Origin of the sequence: Vibrio salilacus (assembly GCF_002811245.1) — a bacterium.
GTDB classification, from domain to species: Bacteria; Pseudomonadota; Gammaproteobacteria; order Enterobacterales; family Vibrionaceae; genus Vibrio; species Vibrio salilacus.
Genome location: NZ_NIVQ01000005.1, coordinates 1 through 13754, shown reverse-complemented (window position 1 = coordinate 13754; position 13754 = coordinate 1). Strand labels below are relative to the sequence as shown.

Here is a 13754-nt window from a genome sequence, read left to right as displayed (position 1 = left end):
TATTAGTTAGGTGTACTCACCAAGGTCAGATAAGTGTTCGATGTCTCGGTGTAACAGCTCATCATCACCGACATTCAATTCAATTAATCGCTTTAGGTGACCGATACTCTCAATATCAATATGGTCAATACTCAGACGTATCACATTGTTATGTAAGCCAACAATATTGGCTACAAGTTGGAGGGAGATTTCACTGCCAGGAAGCGAGAAGGTAACATTGACTTGTTTATCGGTGTCTAATAGGCCAAATTGCTCACTGGTTGCTAACACACCGTGCAGCGACAGGTCACAGACTAAGGCGTTGACCTCAGTTGAGCCTTGAGTCAGTACTGCTTTTGCTTGATAAACAATACGCGAAAAACGACGACGTTCGATCATAACTTTCTCTCTTAATTGCAATTGCAACTCATAAGAGTAACAAAACCAAAGTGGCCACTATGCGCGGTTGTACGCATTCTTTGCTTGTCACTCGCAAAACATATTCGCAGTGTGAGCTTGATAATAAAGGCCGCTAATAATGGCGGCCTTTGAACAAATTTCAAGCAATATTATTTAGTAATACGCTTGTATTTGATGCGATGCGGCTCAGCAGCTTCAGGGCCAAGGGTCTTCTTCAACCAATCCATATACTCAGTATAGTTGCCTTCGTAGAAGTTGACTTGACCTTCATCGCGGTAATCGATGATGTGGGTCGCGATGCGATCGAGGAACCAACGGTCGTGCGAGATCACCATGGCACAGCCAGGAAACTCGAGTAGTGCTTCTTCAAGAGCACGTAACGTTTCGACATCGAGATCGTTGGTTGGCTCATCGAGCAATAGAACGTTGCCGCCAGCCTTGAGTAGTTTAGCAAGATGGACACGGTTACGCTCACCACCAGATAGTTCACCGATGATCTTTTGTTGATCAGCCCCCTTAAAGTTAAAGCGTGAACAGTAAGCGCGAGCAGGGATCTCGAAGTTGTTGATCTTGATAATATCCGCATCTTCAGAAATCTCTTTGAAGACGGTTTTACTGTCATCCATAGAGTCGCGGAACTGATCAACTGAAGCCAGTTTAACCGTTTCCCCCATCTCAATCGTACCAGCATCAGGTTGCTCTGTACCGCTTAGTATCTTAAATAGGGTCGATTTACCCGCACCATTGGCACCGATGATACCGACGATCGCCCCTTTGGGCATGCTGAATGATAAATTATCAATCAAAACACGACCATCGAATGATTTAGTTAGATTGTTAACTTCAATAACCTTGTCACCAAGACGCTCACCTGGTGGGATGAACAGTTCATTGGTTTCATTACGTTTCTGGTGATCGCCACTTTGTAGTTCTTCAAAACGTGCCATACGTGCTTTCGATTTTGCCTGACGACCTTTCGGATTTTGACGTACCCATTCAAGTTCCTTCTCGATGGTTTTCTGGCGAGCTTTCTCTTGTGACGACTCTTGTTGTAAACGCGCATCTTTTTGCTCAAGCCAAGAAGTATAGTTTCCTTGCCAAGGGATACCTTCGCCACGATCAAGTTCAAGAATCCAACCAGCAGCGTTGTCGAGGAAGTAACGGTCGTGAGTAATCGCAACCACGGTCCCCGCATAGTCAACCAAGAAACGCTCTAGCCAAGCGACTGATTCCGCATCCAAGTGGTTGGTTGGTTCGTCGAGAAGTAGCATGTCTGGCTGTTCAAGTAGAAGGCGACAGATAGCCACACGGCGGCGTTCACCACCGGATAAATGTTCAATCTTGGCATCCCACTCTGGCAAACGAAGTGCGTCGGCGGCACGCTCAAGAGCGTTATCCAGATTGTGGCCATCTTTGGCTTGGATCAGAGCTTCGAGTTCACCTTGCTCTTTGGCCAGTGCATCGAAATCTGCATCAGGTTCTGCGTATGCTGCGTATACTTCATCCAGACGTTTCATGGCGCCGGCCACATCCGATACCGCTTCTTCAACGATTTCACGAACGGTTTTTGACTCATCAAGTACCGGTTCCTGAGGCAGGTAACCAACTTTAAGGCCGGGCTGTGGACGTGCTTCACCATCGATGTCAGTATCAATGCCTGCCATAATGCGTAGCAAAGTCGATTTACCTGAACCGTTGAGACCCAAAACGCCGATTTTAGCGCCAGGGAAGAAGCTTAGAGAGATGTCTTTGAGGATTTGTCGCTTTGGTGGCACAATTTTGCTCACTCGCGACATGGTATATACGTATTCAGCCATCGCCGATCGTTCCTAAATTGTCAATTCACGTAGCAAGCTATTTTATACTAACTGAACATAGTTTGTTACTAGAGAAACACACTCTGTTATTTTTCGAGTGTGTTAGTGATGAATAAATAAGCAAAGGTGCGGAAGTAGCTAGCGAAATGTCACAGTTATGTGAATTTATTATTATTTACATCTGTCTGCTTTACACAGCTGTTTACAATGAGCATTAATAGGGAAATCTAAATTAAAGATTGTTAATCTCAGGATGAGACTTATATGACGTTGATTTCTATTAAGTCGCTGCATCGCATTTCTTCATCGTTACTTGTTATATCTTCGATGGTTTGCAGCGCCAGTTTTGCCACGATTAGCATGGCAGCTGATATACAACAACAACGAGACTTGTACGACCAAGCACAACAGCTTTTGGATGATAAACAGGTCGAAAAGTATCAAAAGTTAAGATCAGAAATCGCCGATTACCCGTTAACGCCTTATGTCGATTACCGGAGCTTTTTGGTCGACATCGGTGAGCGAACGCCACAACAGGTCGAACAGTTTATTGAGCAGCATGCTCGTTTTCCTTTTTCGGGGCGGATTCGTGCCCCTTACATTGACGAGTTAGCAAAGCAAAAAGATTGGACGCGGCTGCTAGAATTTCAGACCACAGAACCGCGTGGCGAAACTTATCAGTGTCACTATTATTACGCGCACTCACAGCGCGGTGATAAAGCGTTAGCGTATCGTGGTGCTGAGCAATTATGGTTGTCTGGTCATAGTATTGCTGATGCGTGTGAGCCACTGTTTTCAGCTTGGGATGAGGCAGGATTAAAAACTGAACAACGGGTCTTGGATCGTATGCTTTTGGCATTTGAAGCGCGTAACGGTAGTTTGATGCGTTATCTGCAAAAGCAGCTCAGTACAGAGCAAGCGAAGCGTCAAGCGAGCGAAATGCGGCAACTGTTTGCAAAACCCGACGCCGTTACTACCTTTGCTAAGCAGCACTCGGTGAGCGCGTTTAATCAAAAACAAGTTGAGTTAGCATTAGAAAAGCTGGCACGTAAAGATGTCGAGCAAGCACAGCAGATACTGGAAACCGTCGTCAAAGCGCAGCAGTTTTCGGCGTCGCAAAGACAGAATTTGGCTGATTATCTCTCTTTCCGTTTGATCAATACTGAGTCGGAATCATTAGCACGCTGGCGTGATAAACAGATAGCCAATACCGCGAGTACGGCATTGCTTGAGCGTCGGGTGCGTTTGGCTATTCAATCTGCCGATTGGCAACAAGTCGTCGATTGGATAGCTAAATTACCACCAAGTAACCAGCAGGAGTTACGCTGGCAGTATTGGCTTGGCCGCAGTGAAATGGAGCTAGGCCAAGGCGTAACTGGCCAGCAACGTCTTGAAGCCATCATCGGTCAACGCAATTTTTACAGTGTTGCCGCGGCAAAAGAGCTCAAGCGCTTGATTCAATATCCGATCACTGAGATCCGTTTAGATAAATCGCAGATACAGTCATTTCATCAAGAGTTAGTCCGGATTGAAGAGTTGGTGGATCGCGATAAAATTGCAGCCGCGAAAAGTGAGTGGCGTTGGTTACTTAGGCGTGCCAGTAGTAACCAAAAAGAGATGTTGGCGGCTTATGCTTCTTTTATGGGGTGGCATAACCTGACAGTGACTGCCAGTATCCAAGCTCGGATGTGGGATAACCTCCAAATTCGTTTCCCCGTTGCACACCGCTGGTGGTTTGACTTTTTTGCCGATAAACACAGCATTGATCCGATTACCTTGATGTCATTAGCTCGCCAAGAAAGTGCGTTAGATATTGAGGCCCGCTCACCCGTTGGTGCGCGAGGCATTATGCAAATTATGCCATCAACCGCCAAATACACCGCGCGTAAATACCAACTCAGTTATCAAAGTAGTGACGACTTATATGAAGTAGGAAAAAATATTGAGATCGGTAGTCATTACCTCAATGGTTTACTTGAGCAATATGATAACAATCGAATTTTTGCCTTAGCTGCGTATAATGCAGGGCCAAATAGAGTAAAAACTTGGCGAGAAAGAACCCAAGGTAAATTAGACGCTTATGCATTTATTGAGTCGATTCCATTTAAAGAGACTCGCGGTTATGTGCAGAATATCTTGATGTTTGAAACCTACTATCGAGAGGTATTGGGTGTCGATGGAGCGTTTTTGAATCAGCATGAGCTGCAGACTAAATATTAACGAGCAATGTATAGATGTCTTTACAACCTGAGTATCAAGAGTGGCATCAGATCCTCGATCTGATAAAGCATAGCACAGAGTCACAGCAGCATGAGATGTTGTTGACGATGCTATTAACCCCAGATGAGCGAGATGCTTTAGTGGCGCGCGTGAACATTTTTCGCGAGCTACTTAAGGGCGACTTGTCGCAGCGTCAAATCAGTCAGATGCTCGGGGTCGGTATTGCAACGATTACGCGCGGCTCTAACGAACTCAAATCAAAAAGCGACAGTGATAAGCAGCAAATTGCTCAACTACTGGATAAAAAATAGGCGGCTTGAGCCTCCTGTTTTTTATTGTGGTAGGTTGGCTGGAAAGTGGTCTGTGTTGAGGAAGGGAATCAAGGCTAAAATAAGGGCTTGGTGGTAAACTGAGCTGCGCGTGAGTCGGTTATGAGTAAGCAAACCGATCGCCCCGCCCTTTTGTTTAATATTCTCAGTAGCAAACACTTGGTCCATCACATCGCCGAGTTCATTGGCGAACTGGAGCTTTTCTAATACTATTGGTGGCAACATCAGACTTGCCGAACGAGATTCACCCCGATGTGTGTGCGACTCTATGACCATCCAAGCAAAGGTGATATGACCTTCAATGCCCGCCTCTAGGCCAACATAAAAGTCGGCGTTTGGCTCTAATGCCTTGGCATTTTTAACCCGATTGAGTGCCCCTAAGCGAGTTTCCTCATTACCCATAGGTTGGTCTGCAACGCCACTGGCAACATCTACGCCAAGAAATTCAAACGATTGCTGCGAAAAACTCGCAGAAAATGCACTTTGTACTGCGCGTATTTTGGCGGGATTAAGTGAAGCTACAATAACTTTCTTCATGGACATTTCGATTTCCTTTTGTCTGACTCATGTGTGATTGTAACTCAGTTAACGTCAGCGGTATGATTTTGAATTGGCGTTAAGATGAAATCCACTAATTCATCGGCATAAGTTTCGCTGTTTTGTGTGGCAACAAAAATGGCAAACTCATCGCCTGATAGGCGTGACGCGAGGTATTAAATGGAATGTGTATATCATTTTTGAGTAATTACCTTGATATGGTGGGTAAAATTCACGAGTAAAGTGTCGCCAATTTGATGGCCGTACTTATCGTTAACGTACTTGAAGTTATCCAAATCAATATTCCCACATGAAGACATTAAGTGATGGATGGTCTGCGTGGACAGGCAAATACCTTATCGGAAGTAGAATGTGTATCAGAGGATGAGTGAGCTGACACTGAAACTAATATGCAACTTATTGTTTTTAATAATATGGATATTAGTTAATAGTGTCAGCTAGTTAGTGACGGTTAGTTGAGCCAGTTAACTTAATTACTGTAACTTAACTTGGGTCGGCTTCACATTTTCACTCGGGTAACAACCAAGTACTTTCAGGTGCTTGGTGATCTTGGTTAACTCAGCAAGGGCTTGCTGCATCTGTTGCGAGTCGAGGTGCGATTCCAAATCAACGTAGAACATCTCTTCCCAAGGGTTACCCATAATAGGGCGAGATTCCAATTTGGTCATGTTGATATCGTAGCGTTGCAACACGAGCAAGGTTTCCACCAGTGAACCTGCCTGTTGGGAAGTCGACATGATTAAGGTTGTTTTCGCAGGGATCTGGGCGGACACTTCAACCGGTTTACGTGCGACCACAATAAAACGTGTGTGGTTTTCGGTTTGGTTAGCAATGTTGCTTTGTATTGGCTGCAATCCATACAACTTTCCGCTTGAAGCATTACCAATGGCTGCGACATCGCCTCGATTCATCTGCTTCACTTTGAGCATGGCATCGGCGGTACTCGGACAGGATTCCAGCTTAACCCCATCAAGCTTACTCAAAAACTCACTGCACTGAGCGTGCGGTTGAGGGTGCGAATAGAGTGTTTTGAGCGCTTCGAGACGAATTTCTGATGTGGCAACTAAGCAGTGTTCAATCGGTAACGTTAACTCACCAACGATATAGAGCGTTGTATGTTGCAGTAGATCGTAGACTTCGTTGATTGAGCCTGAACTGGTGTTTTCAATCGGTAATACACCATAGTCAGCATGACCAGATTCAACGGTATTGGTGACTTGCTTAAAATGTTCGCAGTTAAGTTCAATCAGCTCAGTGTTTTTACGGCTGAAGTATTCTCTACTCGCAAGGTGTGAGTAGGAGCCTTTTGAGCCGAGGAAAGCAACTCGAGCTAAAGGTTTGCGACTCAGTTCTGGGTTGGCAAGGTTTTGCAAATATGATTGCTGCAGTAAAACAGAGTCTTCAATAATGGTATGGAATAATTTGGTGATGTACTGGGCGTCTAAATTGTATTTATCGTGACCATTATTGATAAGCTTAACTAATAGTTGCTGCTCACGCATGGCATCTCGCACTGGCTTAGAGGTTTTTACCTTGCTTTTCGCCACTTCAATACTCATTTGACGACGTTCAGACAAAAGCTGGAGTAATTGGTCATCAAGCTCGTTTAGCCGCAGTCGAATTTGCTCAAGTGAGTATTTTTGGTCAGTCATCCTAATATTCCTCATAAAAAAAGCCTCCCGAGGGAGGCTTTCTGTTCGTTTTTGATTTATCTTTCGAAACGAGAATGCCTCTCCGGTTTAGTGGAGAAAAAATAAGTCGAAAAAGAACAGGACAGGTGTGTGCATAGTTATCTACTTAGTTATCAATCCTTAAACACAATAAGCAACCCTCTATGGGGCGTCAAGCAAAAAAATAGCGCCTTGCAGCGCTATTTTTTACTCTGAGTTCTTATTGACTACTCAACTTCATCTTGCAGTTCATTTTCAAGCTCTGGCTTGTCAGTACGACGTGATTCAGGCTTATGACGCAATTTATTTAGCTGACGTTCTAGTTTCTGTTCTACCTCGTTGACGGCAGCGTATAAATCTTCGTGAGTCGCAGATGCAACCAGCTGTCCTTTTGGCACAGTAATAACAGCTTCAAATTTCTTCTGTTTGTTTGGCTCCTCGCTGAAGCTTGCCTGACAACCGATAATGTCTACTTGCCACTTTTCTAATTTTTGAAACTTGCTCTCTATATGAGTGCGAATTGCAGAGGTGATGTCGATGTTTTTGCCTGTGATATTTACTTTCATAGATAATTTCCTCTGTTTTCTCCCTCATGGGTTACGTTCAGATTACTTATCCATGGCTAAAATAATGTGATTTGCATCACTGTTTTGTCGGTGTGTTTGAGAGTTAAATTCAAACGTGATCCAACTCAAAGAGTCAGTGAAATGAGTCACGAAAAAGCTTGTATCATGCTGAAAACAGATTAGATTGGTAGAGGTAACACACTAAAATTCAATCGTTTTTTAGAGCCTAGTTACGACTTAACAAAACAATTGCTTAGCTTTTGAGCTGCAATAAAATGTCAATGAAATATCTCAATCTGCACGATTTTATTTTCCTACCACTTATTGCCGTTCGATCACTACTAGAACGAGAGTTTACCCGTCCCTTACTTTGTCGAATATATAAATGGTTTGCTAGATAATCGAACGTATCGATAAAGACTCAAGACATGTGCGCTGGAAAACGCCCCGCATCATACATCGCCTTATCCTATTAGTTTTAAATGACGTGGTAAAATAGTTGTTTTATCAAACGTTGAGATATAAAAAACGCCTCTAGAAAAGGCGTTTTTATTTTTAACAATGAGTTACTTAGGGTTGAGTTCGATCAGTTTTTGAGTTCGTTTTACTGCATCTTCTAAACCTAGCTGCTGGTAAGCTTGGAGTTGAATCCCGAGCGATTTACGCGCGGCTTCAGTATCCGGATAGGTTTTTTGCAACTCTTGAGTACGCTTAATTGCCGCAATCCAAGCTTCGCGACGCAGATAAAAATCTGCAGTAGCTAAGTCATATTCAGCTAAACGATTCTTCAAAGCGAACATACGTTTTTGTGCATCTTGGGCGTATGGACTCGCCGGGTAGCGTTCTAGCAACTTTTTAAAGTCACTAAAGGCGCTTTTAACCGGCTCGGGATCGCGATCACTACGATCTACATTAAATAAATCGTGCATAAAGTTGCGATCTTGTGCCATATGAGTGAGCCCGCGCATATACAGAACCCAGTCGAGCTTTTCGTGGGTTGGGTTCAAACGTGTAAAGCGTTCAATGGTTGCAAGCCCGAGCGCCAAGTCGTCGTTTTTGTAGTATGCGTAGATTAAATCCAGTTGTACTTGCTCTGAATAGGCGCCAAATGGATAACGAGAGTCCAGCGCTTCTAATCTCTCGATCGCTGTCAGCCAATTACCACTTTGAAGCGAAATCTGTGCTTCTGAGTAAAGCTCAGATGGTGGCACGTCTGGAACAATCTCTTCGCTACTTGAGCAGCCAACCAGTACAGAGAGTGCCAACAAGCTAGATAAAGTGTGCTTTTTCATGTCAGGTTTCGATTCCTTGAGATAAATATTTCTGTTGCTCTCGTTACTTTCTATCCAGTAACGGATACAATGCTCGATAATATATTTTTCCACAGTAGAGACAATTAGTCTCACGGTTTTTAAAAAAGTTCGATATGGCTCAGCAGATTGAATTAACAAATACAATAAAAGATAGCCAATTAGGCCAGCGCCTAGACCAGGCTATTGCCGAATTATTTGCCGATTTTTCACGTTCGCGACTCAAAGAGTGGCTAGTGGAAGGGAAGGTTCGAGTAAACGGCGAAGTGGTTACCAAACCTCGCACCAGAGTTATGGGTGGTGAGGAAATTATTCTGCAAGCAGAGCTTGAAGATGAAGAGCGTTGGGAAGCGCAAGATATTCCATTAAACATAGTGTTTGAAGATGACGACATTATGGTGATCAATAAACCGCGTGGTTTTGTTGTTCACCCTGGTGCTGGCACGCCAGATGGCACTGTGCTCAATGCATTACTACATCATTACCCAAACATTGCCGAAGTGCCACGTGCTGGTATTGTGCATCGTTTGGATAAAGATACCACTGGCTTGATGGTTGTTGCGAAAACCGTACCTGCTCAAACGCGTTTAGTACGTGCTCTTCAGAAGAAGCGTAACTTTATTCGTGAGTATGAAGCGATCGCGATCGGTCGGATGACGGCGGGTGGTCGTATTGAACAGCCTATTGGTAGACACTCGACAAAACGCACTCTAATGGCAGTCAGCCCAATGGGTAAGCCTGCGATTACCCACTACCGTGTGGCAGAACATTTCCGTGAACATACGCGTATTCGTTTACGTCTAGAAACGGGTCGTACGCACCAGATTCGTGTTCATATGTCTTACCTTCAGCACCCGCTGCTAGGTGACACTGCGTACGGTGGTCGAGCGCGTATCCCTAGTGGCGCAACCGAAGAGCTGGCCGAGAAAATTCGTGGCTTTGATCGTCAAGCGTTGCACGCTGTGATGCTTAAATTTGAGCATCCGATGACTGGGGAAGAGGTTGAGTTTCATGCGCCAGTCCCTGACGATATGGTTGAAATGGCCGAAGCGCTGCGTCAAGACACGCAAAAGCACGGCCTGAAAGACGAGTATTAATCATGCAAGTGATTATCCCCAATTGGCCCGCACCTAAAACGATCAAAGCGTTTGCATCGACACGATGCGATGGCTTTTCTCGTGATGTATATCAAGGACTGAACCTAGGTAGCCATGTTGGGGATGATTTAAACACAGTGCAAAAGAATCGTGAGTGGTTGACCCGACAGTCCGACATGCCATCGGCTCCTGTTTGGCTTAATCAGACACATTCTACCTTGGTCGTTGAACAATCTGAGCTAACAACCCAGGTACGTGATGCTGATGGTGTCTCTACCCATACTCCAGGTGTAGTTTGTTCGGTGATGACTGCGGATTGCTTACCTGTGTTGCTGACTAATGTTCAAGGCACGCAAGTGGCAGCGGTGCATGCAGGTTGGCGTGGATTGGCCTATGGCATTATTGAAAATGCACTTACACAATTTGATGGGCAAGTCATGGCGTGGATTGGGCCTGCGATAGGACCTAATGCATTTGAAGTTGGTGAAGATGTGCTAGACGCATTTGTGTCCGCTCACCCTGAAGCTTACAAAGCCTTTACTTTGACCAGCAAACAAGGGAAGTGGTTAGCCGACATGAATTTACTTGTTCAACAGAGGCTTAACCGTGTAGGAGTTGAACAGGTTTACTTCAGCAACCTTTGTACCTACACAGACTCACAACGTTTCTACTCTTACCGCCGCGATGGCGTTACTGGCCGACAAGCTAGTTTTATTTGGATAGACAACTAGTCGCCTCATTTCGATTGTTTTATTCTTCTTTCCCTTGAAAATCCATTATGGCGTATCCATCTTTCATACTGATTAGTTCATTTTCTCAGTTGAGGTAGGAAGGTAGATATGCGTCTTGATAGATTTACCAGTAAATTTCAAATCGCTATATCCGACGCTCAGTCGTTGGCGTTGGGACGCGATCATCAATATATCGAACCTGTGCATCTAATGGTGGCGCTCATGGACCAAAATGGTAGTCCAGTTCGCCCTCTATTAACTATGCTGGATGTCGATGTTACTCATCTACGTTCTAAGCTAAGTGAAATGCTTGACCGATTGCCTAAAGTCAGTGGTATCGGTGGGGATGTACAGCTATCTGGCTCAATGGGAACTTTGTTCAATTTATGCGATAAGGTAGCTCAAAAGCGCCAAGATGCTTACATCTCATCTGAAGTATTTTTATTAGCGGCCCTAGAAGACAAGGGGCCTCTCGGTGCATTACTTAAAGAGCTGGGTTTAACTGAGGCCAAAGTAAGTGGAGCGATTGACAAAATTCGCGGTGGTCAAACGGTGAATGACCCGAATGCGGAAGAGTTACGTCAAGCGCTTGAGAAATTTACTATTGATCTTACCGAGCGGGCTGAGCAAGGTAAGTTGGATCCGGTTATTGGTCGCGACGATGAAATTCGCCGCACAATCCAAGTTTTGCAACGCCGGACTAAAAACAACCCAGTCATTATTGGTGAACCGGGTGTGGGTAAGACCGCGATCGTAGAAGGTTTAGCACAACGCATCATCAACAATGAGGTGCCAGAAGGTTTGCGTGGCCGCCGAGTGTTGTCGCTCGATATGGGCTCCTTGATTGCGGGTGCTAAATACCGTGGTGAGTTTGAAGAGCGCTTAAAGTCGGTGCTCAATGAACTATCAAAAGAAGAGGGCAATGTTATCCTCTTTATTGATGAGATTCATACCATGGTTGGCGCTGGTAAAGGCGAAGGGTCAATGGACGCAGGTAACATGCTTAAACCTGCATTAGCCCGCGGTGAGTTACATTGTGTTGGTGCAACAACCTTAGATGAGTACCGCCAATACATTGAAAAAGATCCGGCATTGGAGCGTCGTTTCCAAAAAGTGCTGGTGGATGAGCCTACAGTCGAAGATACCGTGGCAATTTTACGTGGCTTGAAGGAGCGATACGAACTTCATCATCACGTTGAAATTACTGACCCGGCGATTGTCGCTGCGGCGAGCTTATCTCATCGCTATGTCTCGGATCGACAACTGCCCGATAAAGCTATCGATTTAATCGATGAAGCCGCGTCGAGCATTCGCATGCAGATAGATTCGAAGCCTGAGTCTCTCGACAAGCTGGAACGTAAGATCATTCAGCTTAAAATCGAGCAACAAGCGTTAGGTAACGAACATGATGAAGCGAGTGAAAAGCGTTTAAGCACGCTTAATCAAGAGCTAGCCGAGAAAGAGCGTGAGTTTGCGGAACTTGAAGAGGTGTGGAATGCCGAGAAAGCAGCATTGTCTGGTACTCAGCATATCAAGTCTGAACTCGAACAGGCGAGGATGGATATGGAGTTCGCTCGCCGAGCAGGTGATTTGAACCGAATGTCAGAACTGCAATACGGTCGCATCCCTGAACTCGAGAAGCAACTTGACTTGGCAACACAAGCAGAGATGCAAGAAATGACATTGCTGCGTAATAAAGTCACTGATAACGAAATTGCTGAAGTGTTATCAAAGCAGACAGGGATACCAGTCTCGAAAATGCTTGAAGCAGAAAAAGAGAAACTGCTTGGCATGGAAAATGTGCTGCACAACCGAGTGATTGGACAAGCTGAAGCTGTTGAAGTGGTGTCCAATGCCATTCGTCGTAGCCGAGCTGGACTATCCGATCCGAATAAACCGATTGGTTCCTTCTTGTTCTTAGGGCCAACTGGGGTCGGTAAAACTGAACTGTGCAAAACACTGGCTCATTTCATGTTCGACAGCGAAGACGCCATGGTGCGGATTGACATGTCGGAATTTATGGAGAAGCACTCAGTGGCTAGATTGGTTGGCGCGCCTCCGGGTTACGTCGGTTATGAAGAAGGAGGTTACTTGACCGAAGCGGTAAGACGTAAACCTTATTCAGTTATCTTGCTCGATGAGATAGAAAAAGCACATCCAGATGTGTTCAATATCTTACTGCAAGTACTCGACGATGGACGTTTAACTGACGGTCAAGGTCGTACGGTAGACTTTCGTAATACTGTGGTGATCATGACATCGAACTTGGGGTCAGCGAGAATCCAAGAAAATTTTGGGACGGTTGACTATCTCGGTATGAAAGAACAAGTGATGGAAGTGGTGAGTCAACATTTCCGTCCAGAGTTCCTCAACCGAGTTGATGAGAGTGTGGTATTCCATCCGCTAGCTAAAGACCACATTAAGTCGATTGCTTCTATTCAGTTGCAGCGATTGGCTAAGCGCATGGAAGAAAAAGGCTACATTCTTGAGGTGTCAGATAAAGCACTTGAATTAATTGCTCAAGTTGGCTTTGACCCTGTCTATGGTGCAAGGCCGTTAAAACGAGCAATTCAAAATAGTGTAGAGAACCCTCTAGCGAAAGAGATTCTCTCCGGTACGATTGTTCCTGACAGGCCAGTCAAACTTGTGGTGAGCAACGATCAAATCTTAGCGCACCAATAATAGCGTTCTTTAAACCATAGTTAAGGGCTCCGAGAGGAGCCCCTTTGTTTTCTTTTTAGACAGCTTGGTGATTTAGTGAGCAAACGAGCTTGAAAGAACGTTTTTTCCTATTTTAACTATTGTGCTTTGTCGAGAACTGCCTATAATCCGCTTCCGTTGTCACGGGAAACCGAGCTGAAAAGTAATGACAACCAAGTCGGTGAAAGTTAAGCAATAACTTTCGAAGAAATAACAAAGAAAGTGTTTGACACTGAATGTTATCTCGATAAAATAGCCGTCCGTTTTGAGCAGGGCTCAAACAACGCTCTTTAAAAATATAGACCTATCAATCTGTGTGGGCACTCGTTGATGACAATCCAATAGGTTATTGCTTAG

12 protein-coding genes and 1 other annotated feature are annotated in these 13754 nt (G+C 44.8%); of the genes, 5 read left to right on the top strand and 7 right to left on the bottom strand.

The annotated features are described in order from the left end of the window. Positions 1-6: 6 nt before the first annotated feature. Positions 7-378 carry a PilZ domain-containing protein gene (locus tag CDZ87_RS04765; protein ID WP_100752425.1) on the bottom strand — a complete coding sequence of 124 codons (372 nt, stop codon included), beginning with the start codon at positions 376-378 and terminating at the stop codon, positions 7-9. Between the two features lie 170 nt (positions 379-548). Continuing rightward, on the bottom strand, positions 549-2216 hold the full coding sequence (gene ettA, locus CDZ87_RS04760) for an energy-dependent translational throttle protein EttA (protein ID WP_100752424.1): 1668 nt from the start codon (positions 2214-2216) through the stop codon (positions 549-551). A 264-nt stretch (positions 2217-2480) separates the two neighbouring features. Here ettA and sltY point away from each other — a divergent pair, with 264 nt between their 5' ends. Further along, positions 2481-4436 carry a murein transglycosylase gene (sltY, locus tag CDZ87_RS04755; protein WP_100752423.1) on the top strand — a complete coding sequence of 652 codons (1956 nt, stop codon included), beginning with the start codon at positions 2481-2483 and terminating at the stop codon, positions 4434-4436. 14 nt (positions 4437-4450) lie between these two features. After that, on the top strand, positions 4451-4747 hold the full coding sequence (gene trpR / locus CDZ87_RS04750) for a trp operon repressor (RefSeq protein ID WP_100752422.1): 297 nt from the start codon (positions 4451-4453) through the stop codon (positions 4745-4747). Between the two features lie 21 nt (positions 4748-4768). On the opposite strand, the gene yjjX is transcribed toward trpR, so the two are convergent. The 5 genes from yjjX to CDZ87_RS04725 all read right to left on the bottom strand — a co-directional run bounded on the left by yjjX (position 4769) and on the right by CDZ87_RS04725 (position 8851). Further along, entirely contained in the window at positions 4769-5308 is a 540-nt protein-coding gene (gene yjjX, locus CDZ87_RS04745) for an inosine/xanthosine triphosphatase (protein ID WP_100752421.1), read from the bottom strand. A 188-nt stretch (positions 5309-5496) separates the two neighbouring features. Beyond that, positions 5497-5622 (bottom strand): diguanylate cyclase, encoded by a 126-nt coding sequence (locus tag CDZ87_RS17540; RefSeq protein ID WP_172953550.1) that lies wholly within the window; start codon positions 5620-5622, stop codon positions 5497-5499. 174 nt (positions 5623-5796) lie between these two features. After that, complete coding sequence (gene pheA / locus CDZ87_RS04735; protein ID WP_100752420.1) at positions 5797-6975, bottom strand: prephenate dehydratase; 1179 nt, start codon at positions 6973-6975, stop codon at positions 5797-5799. 13 nt (positions 6976-6988) lie between these two features. Continuing rightward, positions 6989-7108 (bottom strand) — a sequence feature (Phe leader region). Positions 7109-7220: 112 nt separating this feature from the next. Then, a complete protein-coding gene (hpf, locus tag CDZ87_RS04730) occupies positions 7221-7559 on the bottom strand; it encodes a ribosome hibernation-promoting factor, HPF/YfiA family (RefSeq protein ID WP_100752419.1) in 339 nt (112 codons plus the stop codon). A 566-nt stretch (positions 7560-8125) separates the two neighbouring features. Continuing rightward, entirely contained in the window at positions 8126-8851 is a 726-nt protein-coding gene (locus CDZ87_RS04725; RefSeq protein WP_100752418.1) for an outer membrane protein assembly factor BamD, read from the bottom strand. Positions 8852-8985: 134 nt separating this feature from the next. Here CDZ87_RS04725 and rluD point away from each other — a divergent pair, with 134 nt between their 5' ends. The 3 genes from rluD (at position 8986) to clpB (ending at position 13379) form a co-directional block, all read left to right on the top strand. Further along, the gene (gene rluD, locus CDZ87_RS04720) at positions 8986-9966 is read left to right on the top strand and encodes a 23S rRNA pseudouridine(1911/1915/1917) synthase RluD (protein WP_100752417.1); all 981 of its coding nucleotides are present in this window, start codon (positions 8986-8988) and stop codon (positions 9964-9966) included. 2 nt (positions 9967-9968) lie between these two features. Continuing rightward, positions 9969-10697 carry a peptidoglycan editing factor PgeF gene (pgeF, locus tag CDZ87_RS04715; RefSeq protein ID WP_100752416.1) on the top strand — a complete coding sequence of 243 codons (729 nt, stop codon included), beginning with the start codon at positions 9969-9971 and terminating at the stop codon, positions 10695-10697. Between the two features lie 108 nt (positions 10698-10805). Then, positions 10806-13379, top strand: a complete 2574-nt coding sequence (clpB, locus tag CDZ87_RS04710) for an ATP-dependent chaperone ClpB (protein WP_100752415.1) — start codon at positions 10806-10808, stop codon at positions 13377-13379. Positions 13380-13754 lie beyond the last annotated feature (375 nt).